Origin of the sequence: Undibacterium sp. RuRC25W, from assembly GCF_049339825.1 — a bacterium.
Lineage (GTDB): Bacteria > Pseudomonadota > Gammaproteobacteria > Burkholderiales > Burkholderiaceae_D > Undibacterium.
Map to the genome: position 1 here is coordinate 1 of NZ_JBMPPD010000009.1, position 19,544 is coordinate 19,544.

At 47.1% G+C, this 19,544-nt stretch carries 15 protein-coding genes and 1 pseudogene; 8 read left to right on the forward strand and 8 right to left on the reverse strand.

The annotated features are described in order from the left end of the window. Nucleotides 1-109: pseudogene (locus ACO0KV_RS06050) on the forward strand (IS5/IS1182 family transposase); the annotation flags it as partial. A 107-nt stretch (nucleotides 110-216) separates the two neighbouring features. Here the strand turns inward: ACO0KV_RS06050 and rocF are convergent. Then, entirely contained in the window at nucleotides 217-1,128 is a 912-nt protein-coding gene (gene rocF / locus ACO0KV_RS06055; RefSeq protein ID WP_423040917.1) for an arginase, read from the reverse strand. Nucleotides 1,129-1,170: 42 nt separating this feature from the next. Beyond that, nucleotides 1,171-2,283 carry an ornithine cyclodeaminase gene (locus tag ACO0KV_RS06060; RefSeq protein ID WP_423040919.1) on the reverse strand — a complete coding sequence of 371 codons (1,113 nt, stop codon included), beginning with the start codon at nucleotides 2,281-2,283 and terminating at the stop codon, nucleotides 1,171-1,173. Between the two features lie 500 nt (nucleotides 2,284-2,783). Between ACO0KV_RS06060 and ACO0KV_RS06065 the strand changes: the two genes are divergently transcribed. Next, nucleotides 2,784-3,239: an Lrp/AsnC family transcriptional regulator gene (locus tag ACO0KV_RS06065; protein ID WP_423040921.1), complete on the forward strand. Its 456-nt coding sequence runs from the start codon at nucleotides 2,784-2,786 to the stop codon at nucleotides 3,237-3,239. A 165-nt stretch (nucleotides 3,240-3,404) separates the two neighbouring features. Here ACO0KV_RS06065 and ACO0KV_RS06070 read toward each other — a convergent pair whose 3' ends face one another. From ACO0KV_RS06070 to ACO0KV_RS06090, 5 genes are all read right to left on the reverse strand, one after another. Further along, nucleotides 3,405-3,617: a hypothetical protein gene (locus tag ACO0KV_RS06070; RefSeq protein ID WP_423040923.1), complete on the reverse strand. Its 213-nt coding sequence runs from the start codon at nucleotides 3,615-3,617 to the stop codon at nucleotides 3,405-3,407. 108 nt (nucleotides 3,618-3,725) lie between these two features. Continuing rightward, complete coding sequence (locus tag ACO0KV_RS06075; protein WP_423040925.1) at nucleotides 3,726-4,898, reverse strand: FAD-dependent monooxygenase; 1,173 nt, start codon at nucleotides 4,896-4,898, stop codon at nucleotides 3,726-3,728. A gap of 26 nt (nucleotides 4,899-4,924) precedes the next feature. Beyond that, a complete protein-coding gene (locus ACO0KV_RS06080) occupies nucleotides 4,925-6,280 on the reverse strand; it encodes an aminopeptidase P N-terminal domain-containing protein (RefSeq protein ID WP_423040927.1) in 1,356 nt (451 codons plus the stop codon). A gap of 2 nt (nucleotides 6,281-6,282) precedes the next feature. Further along, nucleotides 6,283-6,999 carry an N-acetylmuramate alpha-1-phosphate uridylyltransferase MurU gene (gene murU / locus ACO0KV_RS06085; protein ID WP_423040929.1) on the reverse strand — a complete coding sequence of 239 codons (717 nt, stop codon included), beginning with the start codon at nucleotides 6,997-6,999 and terminating at the stop codon, nucleotides 6,283-6,285. Between the two features lie 10 nt (nucleotides 7,000-7,009). Continuing rightward, nucleotides 7,010-8,074: an aminoglycoside phosphotransferase family protein gene (locus ACO0KV_RS06090; protein ID WP_423041079.1), complete on the reverse strand. Its 1,065-nt coding sequence runs from the start codon at nucleotides 8,072-8,074 to the stop codon at nucleotides 7,010-7,012. 147 nt (nucleotides 8,075-8,221) lie between these two features. On the opposite strand from ACO0KV_RS06090, the gene ACO0KV_RS06095 reads away from it, so the two are divergent. From ACO0KV_RS06095 to ACO0KV_RS06120, 6 genes are all read left to right on the forward strand, one after another. Next, nucleotides 8,222-10,555, forward strand: coding sequence for an LPS-assembly protein LptD (locus ACO0KV_RS06095; protein WP_423040931.1), 2,334 nt, complete (start codon nucleotides 8,222-8,224; stop codon nucleotides 10,553-10,555). A gap of 191 nt (nucleotides 10,556-10,746) precedes the next feature. After that, the gene (locus tag ACO0KV_RS06100) at nucleotides 10,747-12,099 is read left to right on the forward strand and encodes a peptidylprolyl isomerase (RefSeq protein WP_423040933.1); all 1,353 of its coding nucleotides are present in this window, start codon (nucleotides 10,747-10,749) and stop codon (nucleotides 12,097-12,099) included. Next, nucleotides 12,099-13,136, forward strand: coding sequence for a 4-hydroxythreonine-4-phosphate dehydrogenase PdxA (gene pdxA / locus ACO0KV_RS06105; RefSeq protein WP_423040935.1), 1,038 nt, complete (start codon nucleotides 12,099-12,101; stop codon nucleotides 13,134-13,136). The genes ACO0KV_RS06100 and pdxA overlap by 1 nt, the downstream gene beginning before the upstream one ends. 2 nt (nucleotides 13,137-13,138) lie before the next feature. Beyond that, nucleotides 13,139-13,918, forward strand: a complete 780-nt coding sequence (gene rsmA, locus ACO0KV_RS06110; RefSeq protein ID WP_423040937.1) for a 16S rRNA (adenine(1518)-N(6)/adenine(1519)-N(6))-dimethyltransferase RsmA — start codon at nucleotides 13,139-13,141, stop codon at nucleotides 13,916-13,918. A gap of 46 nt (nucleotides 13,919-13,964) precedes the next feature. After that, nucleotides 13,965-15,611, forward strand: a complete 1,647-nt coding sequence (gene pgi / locus ACO0KV_RS06115) for a glucose-6-phosphate isomerase (protein ID WP_423040939.1) — start codon at nucleotides 13,965-13,967, stop codon at nucleotides 15,609-15,611. Nucleotides 15,612-15,965: 354 nt separating this feature from the next. Further along, the gene (locus ACO0KV_RS06120; protein WP_423040941.1) at nucleotides 15,966-18,851 is read left to right on the forward strand and encodes a hypothetical protein; all 2,886 of its coding nucleotides are present in this window, start codon (nucleotides 15,966-15,968) and stop codon (nucleotides 18,849-18,851) included. 151 nt (nucleotides 18,852-19,002) lie between these two features. Here ACO0KV_RS06120 and gloA read toward each other — a convergent pair whose 3' ends face one another. Continuing rightward, a complete protein-coding gene (gloA, locus tag ACO0KV_RS06125) occupies nucleotides 19,003-19,401 on the reverse strand; it encodes a lactoylglutathione lyase (RefSeq protein ID WP_423040943.1) in 399 nt (132 codons plus the stop codon). Between the last annotated feature and the right edge of the window lie 143 nt (nucleotides 19,402-19,544).

Sequence of the window (19,544 nt, forward strand, 5' to 3'; positions counted from 1 at the left end):
CTTTGCTCACATCAAACAATTTAGGCGGGTTGCAACGCGATACGACAAACTCGCTGAACGATTTGCTTCATTTGTGGCAATTGCAGCTTCGATGCTTTGGTTAAAATAAATGTCAACACGCCCTAGATAGTTCTCCAAACTGGTCGGTAAAAAAAGCCACTTGCGAGGCAAGTGGCTCATTATTCGAAATGGGCGAATCTGCATTAATTGATCTGCTTACATTCTGACCAGTGTCGATTTTCCAAACAGACTCTCAATCAAATCGACTGCCAGAATCGCGGTTTGATTGCGCAAATCAAGTGCCGGATTGAGTTCAACCAGATCTAGCGATGCCAGTAAGCCAGTATCGGCAATCATTTCCATACATAACTGTGCTTCACGGTATGTCGGACCGCCAAGCACTGCTGTGCCAACACCTGGTGCAATCGCAGGATCGAGGCAATCCATATCAAAACTGACGTGCAAGTGCGTATTAGAATCGACACCAGCCAGCGCGGAGCTCATGACATTGCGCATGCCATATTCATCGATATAGCGCATGTCATAGACTTGAATACCCATCTCGTGAATGAATTTTTTTTCACCGGCATCGACGCTGCGGATACCAATCTGACGAATTTCATCCGGTTGCATCGCAGGGGTATGACCACCGTACGAAATCAATTCTTTAGGACCATGTCCCATCAGGCAGGCAACGGGCATACCATGGATATTACCGGTCGGGCTGATCGTTGATAAATTGCTGTCAGCATGAGCATCAAACCACAAGACACGTAATTTTTTGCCGACCCGACGGCAGTGAGCCGCCACTGCGCTGATAGAACCAATCGCGAGACAGTGATCTCCACCGAGCATCATCGGAATGTGACCATTCAGTAAGGCATGATCGACGGCATCGTAGACCGCTTGATTCCAATCGATCGCTTCTTTCAAGTGACGCAAGCCATTGACGGGTTGTTCCCATGGATTGGCGGGGCCCCGCAGGTTGCCGTGGTCGATGACCTTGAGCTGACGCCCTTCGAGGGCTTCGTTCAGTCCTGCAACGCGTAATGCATCAGGCCCCATGCCTGCGCCTCTGACGCTGGCACCAACATCAGTCGGTGCTCCGATTAAGGAAATGGTTTTCATTCTATGTTTAATTTTCAGACTAAGTTATGCGTATTAAGCGAATTAAGCATGTATTGGCACTTTTGGTGCCGTTGGTGTTTCCGCTGTCGCGGATCTTGCATTTTCAGTATGCATCGTTGGTGCTGCGCTGATATCAGCAGTCACACCCATCCCCATCCCAAATAAATCTTTAGGATTCATCATCTCCGGAATCAGATCCAGCATCGGTGATGTTTTTTGCATCACAAATTTTTCTAGGTAACGCATCGCAGAAAAATCTTCCAGCGCAAAACCAACAGAATCAAAGACGGTGACTTGCTCAGCGGAGGCTCTTCCTGCGGTATGACCTTCGAGAATTTTCCACAGTTCTGTGACTTGGAAGTCGGCTGGCATCTGCTGCAATTCACCTTCAATTCTGGATTGCGGCTCATATTCAACCACAACAAACGCATTATGCAAAATATCAGCGTGTAACTCTGTTTTTCCTGGGCAATCACCACCGACCCCGTTGATATGCATGCCTGGTTCAATCATCTCTGGCGTCAGAATGGTGGCATTGGTTTTATCCGCTGTCACGGTGGTAATAATGTCTGCACCTTTAACTGCTTCAGCGACCGATCCCGCACGAATAACGCGTAAATTTGGATAAGCGCGCAGATTATGAATTATTTTTTGCGTCGCTGCCGGATCAACGTCAAAAACGCGGATTTCGTTGATGCCTAACATGGCGTGGAATGCGATCGCCTGAAACTCACTCTGAGCGCCATTGCCAATCAACGCCATGCTGCGACTATCAGGACGCGCCATATACTTTGCTGCAAGCGTAGATGTGGCGGCAGTGCGTAAGGCTGTTGTGAGGGTCAATTCAGATAAAAGACGTGGGTAACCAGTTTCAACATCGGCAAGAACACCAAAGGCCGTGACAGTCAGTAAGCCCGCTTGGGTATTTTTAGGATGACCGTTCACGTATTTGAACGAATAGTTTTTGCCGTCAGAAATGGGCATTAATTCAATGACGCCGACATCGGAATGATTGGCAACGCGGGCGGATTTATCAAAACTTGCCCATCGCAGATAATCTTCTTTAATCATCTCCGCCATGCGTGAGATGGCGGTTTCTGGTTTCACTTTACGTAAGTGGGCTTGCATTTCCTGTGTGCCAATATAGGTCACCATGATGGTCTCCGGATCGTTAGTCTTATGACGGATGCACTGTTGTCAGGTACTCCGCTAAGGGAGGAGAAGCGTTGACTGTTTTGCATTCATCTTTATGAGAACATCGTCATTGGACTTAGCCACGAAGTTTTCCAACAGGCATGTCCGGAAGCCACTGCGAAATTTTTCCGCATTTCGCAAAAGCCTCGCGTACTCAGGTACCGATCAAAACGACGAGTTCTGATCACCATTGTAGCCATCTGCGCGAATAATTAGATTGCTAAATTTGAGTTATTCGTTTTAAATAATGAAACTAAATTTCTTAAATAATTTTTAAAAGAAATTAAATTACTTTTAATCTTACTTACATAAAATATCCCATTTTTTGAGTTCTGAATCATCTTAAAATGGCGTTGGGTGCATACGGTACATAACGACAATCTGAGATGTCGATGTGCTCATCGCTGGGGAAGGGTGACAGCGCCACATAAGAGCGCTCGCCAATTGATTAAGGACACAATATGGACGCTTACGATCTGAGCATTCTGCGTCATTTGCAAGATGATGGCCGGATGAGTAATCTGCATCTCGCTGAGAATATTCATCTCTCGGCACCGCAGACCCTGCGTCGCGTCAGGGCGCTGGAAGAGAAAAATATTATCCGTGGCTACATTGCGCAAGTCGCGCCAGAGGCCGTTGGATTGGGCGTGATGGCCTTTGTGAATCTATCACTGGACCGAGAGCAATTCCGCAATGTGCGAGAGGTGGAGCGGCAACTGCGGGCATTTCCCAATATTATTGAATGCCACACCATTTCTGGTGACTTTGACTATATTCTCAAGGTTGTCGCAACCGATCTGAAAAGCTTGTCGCAATTTTTGACGGATACCCTAATGCAAGTGCCAGGGGTTGCCTCGCTGCGATCGATGATTTGTCTGGAAGAGGTGAAGCCGGTGTCTGGATTGCCGATTGATTAGCTGATGAAATCAGACTTACATTGATTGGTGCAAAGGAGGGCGTGCATTGAATGGTACTGCGGACCAGAATTTCTGGGAGAAATTTGGTCCGGTATTTTGTCCGGCATTTCGCTCATCGCTTAGTTACGCATCTGAATCGTCAGAGGTATCTACAGCGAGCGAATTTTAATGAGAAATCGCGAAACGAAGAGAGAATTTCTTAAAATGGCGGTAGCTTGCGCCCAGTTTATGCAAGGCTTCCAAAGATTGTTCTAGGGATTCACCTTCTTTAGTGAAGTTCGCGCGGAATTCTTCAAATGCTGCTTCTAATACAACGGACAACTGGTGGTTGTAGATACGACCGTAATTCATTAAACGTCTTTTTGTGCGGAGTTTCATGTTGCATCCTTTTTAGTGAGGGGCGGATTATAACGGTTTAAGGGTTTTACTTTGCTGTTTTACAGCGTACTTTTAAACAAGCAGGTCATCACATTGATGTGCTTCGTGTTAACGCCAGCCATACATCATTTGCCCTGCAAGTAGATCTTTCATTGGTTTTAACACATCCAATGCGCCAAGGCTGACGCCCAATAACGACTGCGTCAGTGAGCCATCAGACGAGCTGGCAAAGACCCGCGCCATGGTGTCGGTCAGGCGTATCGTGAGTTGACGGTCGCTATTACGCTCATGGATAAATGTCTGGATGCATGCAGTCATCGCTGTCCCTGATGTCTCGCCGCAACGGCTTAGACACTTCGCCAATGTGTGTGCATCTCGTAGTCCTAAATTCAATCCCTGACCAGCAACCGGATGTAAAGTCTGTGCGGCATTGCCGATGTTGACAGTTCGATTTGTTGCGCTGGATTGCGCATTGAGACCAAGCGGATACGCGTGCCGTTTGGAGATCTGTTTGAATTGACCAAGACGATGTCCAAAGACAGTCTGTAACGCCGTCAGAAACGCTTTATCGTCCAGTGCGAGAAGCTCAGTGACCAACGTGGGGCGGGCACACCACACCAGCGCGTAGCCGTCTTCTTGCGGCAATAAAGCAAGTGGCCCCTGATCGGTGAAGCGCTCAAACGCACGCTGCGGCATAGGCTGATCACAGATCACATGCGCAATGATGGCGGTTTGTTGATAGTCGTGGCGCTGCACGCGTTGCGACTGATCAGCAAAGGTGCCGCCTTCTGCTTGCACCAGAACGTTTGCAGACATGTGCGAGACCTCGCCTGTGTCGACATGCTTCGTTGCGACAGTCACCGAATCATTATGCTCTTGCGTCTGTTCGACCAAAAAAGGACGGAGAATCTGGATACCGGCCTCGCTCAGCGCGGTCTGCATCGGGCGAATAATATCGCCATACCGTGCGACATAACCTAAAGCGGGCACACCGTAATCGTTGGCACGGATCAGGCTGCGACCAAAATGTCGGCGGCGTGAGACATGAATTTCTTCAATCGCCGTTGCTTTGATGGGCCAGCTACCGGCGCGCTGCAATATTTGCTGACTGCCGTAAGAAATGGCAATGGAGCGCGCATCATTTTCAGCTTGCGTTGCTGTTTTAGCATCTAGCAACACAATACGGTTGGCGGGTATGCCCTGTTTTACCATGAGCAGCGCAAGTGCTTGTCCTACCGGTCCTGCGCCACAAATGGCGATATCGAAGTCTGTATTCATCATCGTTGATGTCACTGAGGTCACTGAATTCACTGAGGCTGACGCATTTCTGATTCTATTTCACTGACCGTTTTTGGTGTGTCACGACTGAGGTTAATATGACCATCACTTGTGATCAACATATCATCTTCAATCCGTATGCCGATGTTCCAGAATTCTTGCGGAACGTTTTCAGCAGGTCGCACGTAAATTCCGGGTTCGATCGTGATTACCATGCCTGCTGCGAGGCGACGGTAAGGCTTTTCTTCAGCGATGTTCTGGTTCTCACGATAAAGACCAACATCATGCACATCCAGCCCCAGCCAGTGACCTGTACCATGCATATAAAATTGGCGATACGCGAGACTCGCGATGGCATCATCGACGCTCCCCACCTCGTGTTTATTCAATAAACCTGTGTTTAGCATACCTTCGGTCAAGACACGTACTGCGGCATGATGCCCATCCATGTAACGCGCGCCTGGCTTGGCGCAGGCGAGTGCTGCTGATTGTGCTGCGAGTACGATCTCGTATAAGGTTTTTTGTGCAGGCGTGAACTTGCCATTGACTGGGAAAGTTCGAGTAATATCAGATGCGTAACTATCGAATTCGCAACCAGCGTCAATCAGAACCAAATCGCCATCCTGAATTTGTGCCTGATTACTCTGGTAATGCAGCACACAGGCATTGGCACCCGCGGCGACGATGGAGCCATAGGCGGGAGATTGCGCACCATTGCGCCGGAATTCATGCAACAGCTCGGCTTCTAATTCGTATTCAAACTGCCCTGGTCTGGCTGCGCGCATCGCCCGTGCATGGGCCGCCCCGGAGATGCTTGCTGCGCGTTGCATCGTGGCGATTTCGACGCTATCTTTCACGAGTCGCATTTCATCGAGCAGGCAACGCACATCGACGGTGATCGCTGGTGCGCTGATACCGGCACGGTTTTTTGCCCTTACATCCTGTAGCCATTGTTGTACTTGATTATCCAAGTGTGGCTCAGTCGCATTACTATAAAACAGCGTATGTGCATCGGATAGCAAGCTCGGCATGATGCTGTTGATATCTGCGATCGGATAGGCAGCATCAAAACCAAATTCTGCTTGCGCCGCTGCTGGGCCGTAGCGAAAACCATCCCATATTTCATGCTCGATATTTTTTTCGCGGCAAAACAAGATCTCAGTTTGCTCGTTGCTATTGGCGACCAGAACGACCACTGCTTCCGGTTCTGTGAAACCAGATAAATAATAAAAATAACTATCGTGTCTGAAAGGGAAGGTATTGTCGTTATTTCTGGTCAGTTCACGCGCCGTTGGAATGATCGCCACACCACCGCCTTGCGCCTGCATCAGTGACATTAATTGCTGACGACGGGCAGAGTAATGGAGATGACTGGCCTGGCTCATGGCTATCCTTTAATAAAATTCAGTGGTGCGTTCAGCGCCGTTAATTGTGCTGGTGTGCCGAGATTATGCCATTGACCACGATAGAGTTCGCCACCAACACGGCCAGCATCAATATACTGACGCATCAGCGGGCCCAGTTTGGCATGATCACCAGGGCGAATGCTGGCAAACATTTCTGGGCGATAGACGCCAATATTGGCAAAGGTATGGCGCGGTGAGCCTTCATTCGATAAACCCATTAGCGTGAGTACAAAGTCGCCCTCTGGATGAAAATCCGGATTCTTGACCATATATAACCACGCAACATCGCGCTCGTCGTCAGGTAAAGGATTGCCCCAAGGGTCATTGTCTTCTAGCGTGTTCAGGCACTCTTTAAAGTCGAAGTGGGGAATATAAATATCCGAAGACACGACAATAAACGGATCCGTGCCGAGCAGTGGCAAGGCTTTGGCAATACCGCCTGCTGTCTCAAGCGCAGTCTCTTCTGCTGAGTAAGTCAGTTGAGCACCAAACTGACTGCCATCACCCAGTGTATCGACAATCATTTGTCCGAGATGCGCATGGTTAATCACGATTTCGGTAATGCCCGCTTTGACCAGATTGAGAATATGCCACACGATCAGCGGTCGACCGCGCACTTTGAGTAGTGGTTTAGGGCAGGTATCAGTCAGTGGTCGCATGCGTTCGCCACGACCTGCTGCAAGTAACATTGCTTTCATCTGTCGTGCCTCAGAAGGTATAACCAACTTGCGGCGCTGTGTTTTCTAACTCATCGAGTAAGCGCAGCAGAGGGACCAGTTCTTTATAGCGATGGCACGTCTTACGGATATATTCCATGACAGTTGGGATATCTGCCAAGAAATTATCTTTCCCATCGCGGTGCGAAAGGCGACTGAATATACCTAAGATTTTTAAATGGCGTTGCAATCCCATCCATTCAAAATCCTTGTAGAAGCTATCGATGTCCGGAGAGACTGGCAGGCCCGCACGTTTGGCTTTTTCCCAGTAACGGATTGCCCAGTCGAGGACCATTTCTTCATCCCACTGCACATAAGCGTCACGCAGTAGAGAGACCAGATCGTAGGTGATTGGTCCGTAGACGGCATCCTGGAAGTCAACAATACCTGGATTTCCTTTATCCATCCACATCAGGTTACGGGAGTGAAAATCGCGATGCACATAAACTTGTGGCTGTGCCAACGCACTCGCGAGCAAGTGGTCAAATACTTTTGTTAATGTCGCGTTCTGCTTTTCAGTGAGCGTGATGCCAAGATGTTTGTTGATATACCACTCAGTAAAGAGGTTAAGCTCGCGCAATAAGAAAGCGCGGTCATACTCTGGTAACACATCCGGCTGGCTCTGTGCTTGCATGAGTACCAGTGCATCAATCGCGTCGAGATACAATTTATGCGCTGTATCGTGGTTTAAGACGTGCGCGTAGGTGTGTAAGCCAAGATCGGTGACGAGCAGAAAGCCCGACTCAAGATTTTGCGCGAGTACTTCAGGTACCGTCAGGTTGATGCTTTTCAGTAAATTGGCCATGTTGACAAAGGCCGCAGAATTTTCTGTCGCTGGCGGTGCGTCCATCGCAATCAGTGATTGCCCGTCTTCGGTGTCAATGCGGAAAAACTGTCTGAAACTCGCATCAGAAGACGCTGAACGTAGCGTGTCGAGCTTGAGTGCATGTGCAGAAAGGCCGCTTAGCCACTCTCTCAGAGCGATACGACGTTGTTCTTTTATCTCAGAAACGGCTGGATTAGCAGGCTGGGCGGACTGATTTTCAGTGGATGGCATGGTTAAATTGGCAATAGAGTGAGTTTGTGCGCATACTTCGGCTAGTTTTAGCGGCATTTCACCTATAATAGGCGACTAATTTCTGGCGGATTGTCTCAACGATACCGTCCACCATGCTGGCTAAAACGCTTACTGACTACTGAATACATGCGCAGGAAACCCGTATTATCTCACTCACCGCTCTTGTTTCCTACTATCCCGGCGATTGTCGTGTCGGTATTGGTGCCAGCCTTCTTTATGCAGGCTAAAGCGCAGACTGTTTCTGTCGACTCACCTGTCAGCGACATCAGTGCTGGTCAAACTAATGCTGTCTTGGCAGATAGTTTGAGTTTTGAGCAGGATTCGGTCTTGCGTCAAAAAATAAAAGAAGAAAAAAAAGCGCAAGAAGCCGTAAAAAAAGAGCAGCAACGAGAGAGTGACAAGGCTGCGCCTGTTGTCGTTCGTGCCGAAAATGTGGTCGGCAGGCCCGAACGCGATATTCATTTTGAGAATAACGTCGAGATAGTTAAGGGAACGACCACTGTTACGGCCGATAAAGCTAGCTATTTGTACCTTGAAGACGAATTTAATGCCGAAGGTAACGTACAAGTAAAACGGGATGGTGATTGCTTTAACAGTGATAGTGCACGTTTGCAATTAGATTCCAGCATCGGCAATGTATTGAAGGCCAATTACCATCTTTTGGAAAGCAATGCCCAAGGTAAGGCTGAACGTATCGATTTTCTTGATTCTGAGCGCTCAATAGTGCACCAAGGGACTTATAGTACCTGCGAGGGAGTTGATCCAGATTGGTATTTGCGTGCCGACACCTTAAGTCTCGATAGTGGACTCGATACGGGTCAGGCAGGAAAATCAGTACTGTATTTTCTTGGAACGCCGATTTTAGCGACACCGACGCTCACGTTTCCGCTTTCCGGTGCTCGTCACTCTGGTTTTTTGCCGCCGACAGTCGGTGCCTCAACTGCAGGTGGCGCGGAATTTGGCATCCCGTATTACTACAACATTGCACCCAACAGAGATGTTACTTTTTATCCTAAGTTGATTTCACGCCGTGGATTACAACTGGGTGCAGATGCGCGTTATCTCGGTGAAGACTACCGTGGCGAGACGACCTTAGAGGGATTGGAGGGGGATAGAGTCACCAACACCAGTCGGTATGCGTTGACGTCCACCCATCAGCAGTTGATTACGCCTGCGTTGAAATTGAACTGGGATATCAATATTGCCTCAGATGACAACTATCCCTCAGATTTCTCTAGTTCTATCACGAAGACCTCGCAACGCTTGTTACCTCGCAACATTAATGCGACGTACACCGGGTCATTTTGGAGTCTGAACGTTCTCGCCAGTAACTATCAGGTACTGCAGGATCAGGCGTCCCCCATCGCGCGGCCCTATGATCGTTTGCCGCAGATTCAGTTCCATGCGGAAAAACGTGATGTGCTTGGATTTGATTTTTCATTTGATGCCACGTTGACTCGTTTCTGGCACCCAGAGTTTGTGCGTGGCGACCGTTTGGTGCTCAATCCGCAAGTGTCTTATCCTATCGTGCAGCCAGGCTACTTTATTGTGCCGAAATTGATGCTGCACGCCAATTACTACCAGCTTTCGAACGTTGATCCAGGGAGCCCAACGACGGTGCGTACGTCAGTTCCAACGTTTTCACTTGATAGCGGTTTGGTATTCGATCGGCCAAGTACTTTGTTTGGACGCGAAGTGACTCAGACACTTGAACCTCGCTTGTTTTACGTGCATACGCCGTTTGTTGATCAGTCGGCTGTTCCTCTCTTTGATACGGCTGATGCTGACTTTAACTTCACGCAAATCTTTAATGAAAATCGGTTTAGTGGACAGGATTTGGTCGGTGATTCGAATCAGATTACTGCCGCCCTTATTTCTCGTTTCATCGAGTTGGATGGTGAGGAACGCCTTAAGCTAGCGATTGGACAACGATTCTACTTTAATACCCAAAAGGTAAGAGTCGACGATACAGTGACACCAAGTCGGTCAGATATGTTGCTGGCGGTATCAGGGCAGATTACTCGGCAGCTAGCAACCGACCTAGCGGTGCAGATTAGTCAGAGTACACGCCAATCCGTCAAATCTAGCTATGCGATCAGGTGGCAGCCAGAAGCTAAAAAGGTATTGAATTTTGCGTACCGCTTCCAGCGCGATACCTTAGAAGAGCTAGACTTATCAGGACAATGGCCTATTGCAAGAAATTGGTATGCAGTAGGAAGAAGTAACTATTCTTTGATGAACAAGAAAGTTGTGGATGGTCTCGTTGGGCTTGAATACAAGGCAGATTGCTGGGCGCTGCGATTCGTTGCTCAACGGTTTGCTGTTGATAGTTTAAATAATAACACTGGCTTTTCAATTCAGTTGGAGCTCAATGGATTGGGCCGGTTGGGTGTGGGTAACGACCCGATAGAAGCGTTAAAACGGAACATTTCCGGTTATCAGCCGATTACCGAGCGTTAATTCGCTTCGCGTCAGTGAACCACGGAAGTTCTGTCAGGTAGTTAGCGATAGTTTCAGACATTGAAGCGCAAACATGGTTGTTTGTGAAAACTCCGCTAACGTGTATATTGCAACTTTTATGCCGCATAAGCAGTCTATGCTGCGGTATTGCTCAAACAGTTTTTTAGATCATTATGCGACATTTATTGCACATGAAACAACGTACTCTTTTATCTGTGGTGGCCTTTTCCGTCAGTTTTCTTGCGACGCAGTCCACTCTGGCGCAACAAGCAACGACAGCAAGCGTTTCAGCGACACCAGCGAAATCACAAGTCGTTAATAGCATTGCAGTCATCGTTAATGATGAAGTCATTACAAAGCAAGAGTTGAATGAACGGCAGGCGATGGTAGAGCGGCGCTTAAAAGCACAAGGTACGGCATTGCCAGACCGGGCTGATCTACAAAAACAATTGTTGGAACGCATGATTGTCGATCGCGCACAATTACAATTGGCCAAAGAAAATGGCATGCGTGTTGATGATGTCATGCTTGACCGTGCGATGTTGCGCATGGCTGAGCAACAAAAAATGACCTTACAACAGTTCCGCAACCAAGTTGAGCGTGAAGGGACACCTTACCCAACTTTCCGCGAAGAGATTCGCGACGACATCATGATGCAACGCATACGTGAACGGGAAGTCGATAGCAAAATTTTGATTACCGAAAGCGAAGTTGATAATTTTTTGGCAGCTGAAGCGAGTGCCAAGGTTGGAAAACAAGAATTAAGTCTGGCGCATATCCTCATTCGTATTCCAGAAAATGCATCCGCAGATCAAATTGCGCTGCGTCGAAATCGTGCTGAAGAAGTGTTGCAAAAATTGCGTGCTGGCGGTGACTTTGCCAAACTGGCAGTGACTTATTCCGACAGCGCAGAAGCGTTGAAAGGTGGCGATCTTGGCTGGCGTGAGCAAGAACGATTGCCTCAGTTATTCTTAGATGCTGTCAGCAAAATCAAGTCAGGTGAATTTACTGACATCATTCGTAGTCCGAACGGTTTTCATATCGTTAAGCTCAATGGACAGCGTGCGGCGAATGATGCCAAACCTGATGCCGCAGTGGTGCAGCAAACGCATGTACGTCACATTTTAATGAAAGCAAATCAGATCATTTCTGAGGCTGAAGTGCTTAAAAAAATGCAAGAGATGAAACAACAGATCGTCTCTAAAGCGGCGACATTTGAAGATCTGGCCAAAGCTAACTCTGCAGATGGTTCTGCGGCAAAAGGCGGAGATCTGGGATGGATTTACCCCGGTGATACCGTGCCGGAGTTTGAGCAAGCAATGAATAAGCTGGCGATCAATGAAGTGAGTGATCCCGTCAAATCTCCTTTTGGATATCACTTGATCCAAGTGACAGAACGTAAAACCGAAGATCAATCTAACGATCGTCAGCGTCTGGCTGCCCGCAACGCGTTACGTGAACGCAAAGCCGATGAAGCGTTGCAAGACTGGTTGCGTGAGTTGCGTGACCGCACTTATGTCGAATACCGCACGGATGACAAATAATGCCTGAATCCAGATTACCGGTCATAGCACTGACGGTCGGCGAACCGGCAGGTATAGGGCCTGAAATCTCGATTCGCGCGGCGTGGGCTTTACGACATGAGGTGAGGCCAGTATTAGTGGGTGATGCAGCCTATCTGGCAATGCTTGCTAATGAGATTGACCCGGAGATCAAACTCATGGGTGTTTCGATCGAAGCACTCAGAAACGATGGGTTATCAGCGACGGGGCAAGACAGAGTTACCGTGATTGATTGCCCGCTCAATGCCCATGTGATTGCTGGGGAGCTCGATCCCCGTAATGGCAGAGCAGTGCTGCAAACGCTGGATGTGGCGATCGAAAGTGTTAACCAGGGATGGTGCGATGCCATCGTTACCGCCCCTCTACAAAAAAGTACGATCAATGACGCGGGTGTCAAGTTCAGCGGGCATACAGAGTATCTCGCCGAAAAGACCCACACGCCACAGGTAGTCATGATGCTGGCGTGTGAAGCCAATGCACATCTGGCACAACCGTTACGCGTGGCATTAGCGACGACGCATTTGCCACTCAAAGACGTTCCAGCGGCGATTGTGTTCGACGATCTGCTTCGTACGTTGCAGATTATCGATGCCGATTTAAAACAAAAAATGGGCATTGCCCAGCCGCGTATCCTTGTTACTGGACTCAATCCGCATGCAGGAGAAAATGGCTACTTAGGGCGCGAAGAAATTGACGTTATCTCCCCCGTCATCGCAGAAGCAAAACGCCTCGGCATTGAGGTCAGTGGGCCTTATCCCGCAGATACCTTGTTTCAACCTAAGTATCTTGAACGCGCCGATTGTGTGCTGGCGATGTATCACGATCAGGGACTCAGTGTCCTTAAACACGCCAGTTTTGGATTGGGTGTGAATATTACCTTAGGCTTGCCCTTGATCCGCACCTCTGTTGATCATGGTACTGCGCTGGATTTGGCAGCGCAAGGTCTGGGGTATGCCGATATTAGTAGTATGTTGGTAGCGATTCGCGTTGCTGCGAACATGGTAAAAAACAAACAATAAACATGAAACATATTCCTCGTAAGCGTTTCGGTCAGAACTTTCTGACCGATCAATTAGTATTGAGCCAGATCATTCGTGCGATTGATCCCAAGGTGGGTGACACCATGGTCGAAATCGGCCCTGGCCTAGCGGCAATGACTCGTTTGTTACTGCAAGGTGTGCCACAGATGCACGTGGTCGAACTCGATCGCGATCTGGTGACACGTCTTAAAAAGAGTTTTCCAGAAGATAAACTGATTATCCATGAAGGCGATGCGTTGAAATTTGATTTCAATAACATTCCCGTGCCTGAGGGTAAAAAATTACGCGTCGTTGGTAATCTACCGTATAACATTTCTAGCCCACTATTATTCCATCTGGCAGAGATTGCCAATCAGGTTGAAGACCAACACTTTATGCTGCAAAAAGAAGTGGTTGAACGTATGGTCGCGCCACCTGGCAGTAAAACGTATGGTCGTCTGTCAGTGATGTTGCAGTGGCGTTATGAGATGGATTTATTGTTTGTCGTGCCGCCTGAGGCGTTTGATCCACCGCCAAAAGTCGATTCTGCCATTGTGCGCATGATTCCAAAAAAAGAGACACTCGCCTGTCACCAGAAAAATCTGGAAGCAGTGGTGACTAAAGCGTTTTCTCAACGTCGCAAAGTGGTACGTAATTGCGTGGCTGGTATGTTTACTGAACAGCAGTTGATTGACGCTGGCATCGACCCGCAGGCACGTCCAGAAACGATTGCACTCGAACAATACGTCAATCTGGCACGCATGTTACCGATCGCGGTCTGATTTCATTCTCTGTTTTGTTGTCACTACTTAAGCTAATTTTCACACTATGAATATTACGCAAACGCCGGAATGGCACTCATTATTACAGCACCAGAGTCGTTTGGAAAAAAAGCATTTACGTGATTTGTTTGCTGAAGATCCGCAACGTTTTTCCCGTTTTTCAGCAGAGCTTGATGGTTTATTGATTGATTATTCCAAGCAAAGAATCGATCAGCCAGCGTTGGATAGCTTGTTGGCACTGGCGCGTCTATCTAACGTCGAAGAATGGCGTAACCGGATGTTTGCCGGCGAAAAAATTAACATCAGCGAAGATCGTGCCGTCTTGCATACCGCTTTACGTAATATGGACTTCAAACCGTTCCCGAATGTAGAACATGATGTGATGCCGCAGGTACGCGCAGTCCGCAAACAAATGCGTGATATCGTTGAGCGTGTCCGAAGCGGCCTGTGGCGTGGGTTTAAAGGCGATGCCATTCAAAACATCGTCAATATCGGTATCGGTGGTTCTGATCTGGGTCCTAAACTCGCGACCCGGGCGTTATCCGCGATGCAGCATCCGAACCTGAATTTTTACTATGTATCGAATCTCGACAGTGCGCATCTTGCGCCATTACTTGAGGAACTCGATCCACGCACAACCTTGTTCATTGTCGCTTCAAAAACCTTCACCACCCAAGAAACTAGTATCAATGCGCATACTGCACGCACGTGGTTGATGGCCGCGGCGATGGAAGAGTGGGCGATTAGTAAGCATTTTATTGCCGTCACTTCTAGCCCTGAAAAAGCCCACGAGTTTGGTATCCCCGATGAAAATATCCTGACGATCTGGGATTGGGTCGGAGGTCGTTATTCGTTGTGGTCTGCGGTGGGTTTATCAGTCGCACTCGCGATAGGGATGAGCGGTTTTGAGCGTATGTTGCTCGGCGCCGAGACCATGGACAAACATTTTTGCTCGACGCCGCTGGAGCATAATTTGCCTGTGCTGATGGCATTGATTTCGGTCTGGAATACGAATTTCCTTGGTGCAGAAACGACAGCAATTTTGCCGTATAACGAATCAATACGACATTTGCCTGCATTTTTGCAGCAGCTAGAAATGGAATCGAACGGTAAAACGGTCGGCCGTAACGGTGAGCCACTGACATGCCGCGCTAACCCAATTGTCTGGGGAGAAATTGGCGTGAATGGTCAGCACGCATTTTTCCAGTTACTGCATCAGGGTGGCTGGTTGATTCCATGTGATTTTATTGTTGCCGCTTCCAGTGATCACCCATTGCCAGGTCATCAGGCGCCACTGCTGGCCAATTGTCTGGCACAAAGTGCTGCGCTCGCATTTGGGAAGACCGAAGCGCAGGCGCGTGAAGAGTTGACGCAAGCGGGTCTCAGCGATGCGCAAATCGCTACCTTGTTACCACACAAAGTCTTTGCCGGTAACCAACCATCAACAACCATTTTGATGCCGAGCTTGGACCCTTTCCAACTCGGTATGCTACTCGCGCTCTATGAACATAAGGTGTTTGTTCAAGGTGTGATTTGGGGAATTAATTCCTTTGATCAATGGGGCGTAGAACTCGGCAAACAACTCGCCAATCGTCTATTACCTGCCATCCTCGGCAACCAGGATTACGACGCCCAACTCGATACCTCCACTAGCGGTTTAATCGCTTACTTCCGCCGTCACGGTCACGTCTGATCAACATGAAGGAATAACTTACTTTCGATTTGTATAGTAAAGATTGAAAGTAAGTTATCTCCATTGTCCTGTCGTAGTCTCTTCAACGATATAGGGCCTCCTATTTTTTCTGCCTCCATCATTGCCCTATAGACTTATCGGCTGGCGTCCTGAGTTTAAAATTTTGTTTTAAACATCAACCAAAATGTAGCGATGTATATTTCCGTAAAGTAATTTATCCTTGCAAAAATAGATATGTGTGACTAAGCTTCATTTGCGCAGATGACAAATGTTAATTAAATTTATTTTTATAATTAACAAAATAGTCAGGTATGGCTTTTTCATATTGGTATTTCATTATTAATGGAGGATGCAATGAAAAAGAAATTAATGATATTTTTTTTAGTTATGTTTATCGCTGTGGGTGGTGTCTTTGCACAGATTAAAGCTGAAGATGTAATTAACAGTATTATCTATGTTGCAAATATTGTAAGGACAATAAATTCCAAGGGTGGTGATTCATTAGAGAAGGCGATGGTCGACGCTTACAATAAAGCTGCGTTTAAAGCTGGCCAAAGCGTAGTTAACGTATTGGTGACTAATGCGCTGGATGCTATTGCTGAAAGCTTTACAAATACGGTTGTTGACATTACAGACATGATCCGGGGCCAAGCTACTGACAAAGAAGGAGCGCTTCAAATTGATTTTTCAAAAATGGAGAAATATGAGCAAAAAAGTGCTGTAGAGGACGAAGATGACCGTAAAACTCACAGGCCACATGTCTATACCTGGGCTGATATTTCGCCCCGAAATTCTACAATTAAAGGTGTCAATCCTGGTTCTGAATTGTATGATCAGGGACTCTCTTTACGCTTATTTTTACGCTCGGCCACTGATCCTCAATTAGTGACCACTGGGAATGGTAACTATCTGAATGTTACTTTACCAAAGTTTGATTCCTATGGCGTTGAAATCGAACCAGGACATATTTACTCTGAAGCTCGTCAAGATTCAAATGCCCAAGGAGGTTTTTTTTGGTCAGAGAGTAGCAATATGATCTACGTCGGCGAAGATCGCTGTCTGGAACTGACAGACGCAAGCGATTGGGGTACGGTCGTTTTAAAACAATGTGCATTGAATAACCCCAAGCAAATGTGGCGTCGGCTTGTCTCCAAAACTAGCTCGGTAAACAACGCTCCAGTCACAGTCTCTTTCGAGTCCGTGGCATATGCTGATCGATGCATGGGAGAAACAAATCCGGGGGCACTGGACAAGCAAATTTATGGATACTCTTGCACCTACTGGAAGGAGAACAAAAAGATATTGGTTTCCTACGAGAGGATTCCAGGGTTACAGCCTGTAGAAACGACGACATTTAAATTTAATCATGACACAAATGAGTATGATGCCCAGCATTCAAATTTCAGTTGTGTTATGGCTTTGAGTGAGAGTTTTTATCCATCCGATTATAAAGGTGCGCGTAAAACAAACCGCGAGGCAGATTGCAAACAACAAGGTCAAACGCTGTCGCGGCCGACTCGATCACTTGATTTTACGCCTCCCACATATATCACTGATAAATTTACGATCCTCGATAATACTGGGGCTAACCCAAGTAACTTCGATATATCAAGAAAACATTATTTTGGTACGCCAGTCTTAGGACCGTTGTTACCAGGTCAATGGCGTGTTTATGTGATTAATATTGGACAAGGTTCGTTTAACGTTGTCGATGGATATGGCTGGCCACATCCCGTTATTATTGATATGGGATCGAGTACTGGCGTAGGTTCTACTGGGGATCTGAAGAAACATGGACTTCAATTACATAGCTTCATGGATTGGTTACTGCGGACAGGACAAGAGGGATTAATAAAGTACAATCCAAGCTCAGAGTCGCCTGTAACTGTACGTGCAACAACGCGTTCACCAATCCTTATCATTTCTCATGCCGATAGAGATCACTATAATTTGCTTGAATACATGTTCGAATCAATAGGTGACACCAAATTGCCTCCCCCTTTTGCCGTGTACCTTGGCGGGGGGCTTGACAAATTTAATTCATCGACCAAGCCGCTAAATCATCAACACATGACGCTTCAATGGCTTAATAGTCTCAATACCGCTAAGGTGCTTTATGAGAGATTAAATTTTAAAAATAATCAGTTATATGCTACTCAAGACAAGGTTGAAAAACAAATAGACGCAGCGTTCCCTTTAGTGCCTTCTATACCAAGGGTGGGCTCGGAGGATGTATCGTCAAAACAACGTATTGACAGACCATGGCTTTATTTTCTTGAGTCCCAGCCTAATTCTGCGCCTAAAGACAAAAACGTAAATAGTTTGATCGTCTCTGTGGCGGATGGATATTATAGTTTTACAGCGCCTGGCGATGCAGAAGAGGAGAATGAAAATAGGGCAGCAGGTAAAGCGTTTTTATTTGGCATTGATAACCTACGCGGGATGATGGTCGCATCACACCATGGAGCAAAGACGGATAATACAAATTTTTATAACAAGTTTTCACCCACCTCCGTTGTTTTTTCGGCTGGCGCTTCAAATTCATATAAACATCCCAAACCCGAAGCGGTTAGGACCATTTTAGCTGCTAGTAAGGCACTTTGCCTCAGTGGTAATCAAGATGGTAACTTTTCTTCTTCGGGATGTGCCACGGGGACAGGTTTGAAGGCTTACGCTGGCGGCGAAGCAATCGAATTTTCCTCCACTTCTCGTGCGCTATTTTTGACTGATAATGGATCAACTAATAATGGTGACCTTAGGGTTGGTGGCGATATTGTTGTTACCGTTACACCAGTAGGTGGTATGGTCAGTAAATATTACGCAATCGCCTCAGAAACGAACATAAATATTGGTCAACTAGCTACTACACCGACGCTAGAATATTATTTTACTAATCATTTGACGTATAACGGAAAACGGAATACTAACGCCCGTGTACCTCCTGATGAAGGATTACGTAATGATGTGCAACGCTTGAAGGGGGCAGGAGTTCGACAATGGATCTATTGCCTCAATGCATATTTAAACGCTAATTTGGCTGGAAAAACACAGAATGTGTATGAATTATATCCACCTAATTATGTCCATACCCAGAAATACTCTTCATATACTTTAGCGGGCGTCCCTGGGAGAAATTTTGTATTTGATATTCTAGTCAAAAACGACATTAGCGGTGTTACTTATCCAGCAGGGCAGGTAAAAACTCAAATTCCTATGCCGCTTGATCAGGTCTGCCAATGAAATAAAGCGAGACTGAGTAGATTTAAGTTTATGTCAGTTGATAAGCAGTTGCTACGTTTTTTCTAAGTGAACCTTCTAAGTGCCTTTAAAATCAACAAAACGGCAGCGTGTTCAGTCATCGAGCACGGTGCCGTTTTTAATGACTCTGCGCTTAGATCTTCACATCCGCACTACGCTGTATCAACTCAATCTTATAACCATCAGGGTCTTGCACAAAGGCAATGATGGTTTTTCCACCTTTGACCGGACCCGCTTCGCGCGTGACGTTTCCACCACGTGCTTTGACTGCTTCGCAAGCGGCGTGCGCGTCAGGTACCGCGATCGCAATGTGGCCGTATGCTGTGCCGATGTCATATTGCTCGACGCCATAGTTATAGGTCAGTTCGAGTTCTGTATGTTCAGGATTGCTACCGTATCCTAAAAATGCCAGTGTGTATTTGTATTCTGGATTATCGGATTGGCGTAGCAAATGCATACCCAGTACGTTGGTATAAAAATCGATAGATCTCTGAAGATTGCCGACGCGTAGCATGGTGTGTAAGATTCTCATGGTTTTTCCTTGAATGTTGCAAATGAGTTGGCCCGATGTTTGTGTCTATGCTTTCACGATAGACGTGCTAAAGGCGTAGGAGGTCTATTCTTACACAATCTGGGAATCTGCGTTGTCGATAGCGGGGTCAAGGTGTTGTCAAC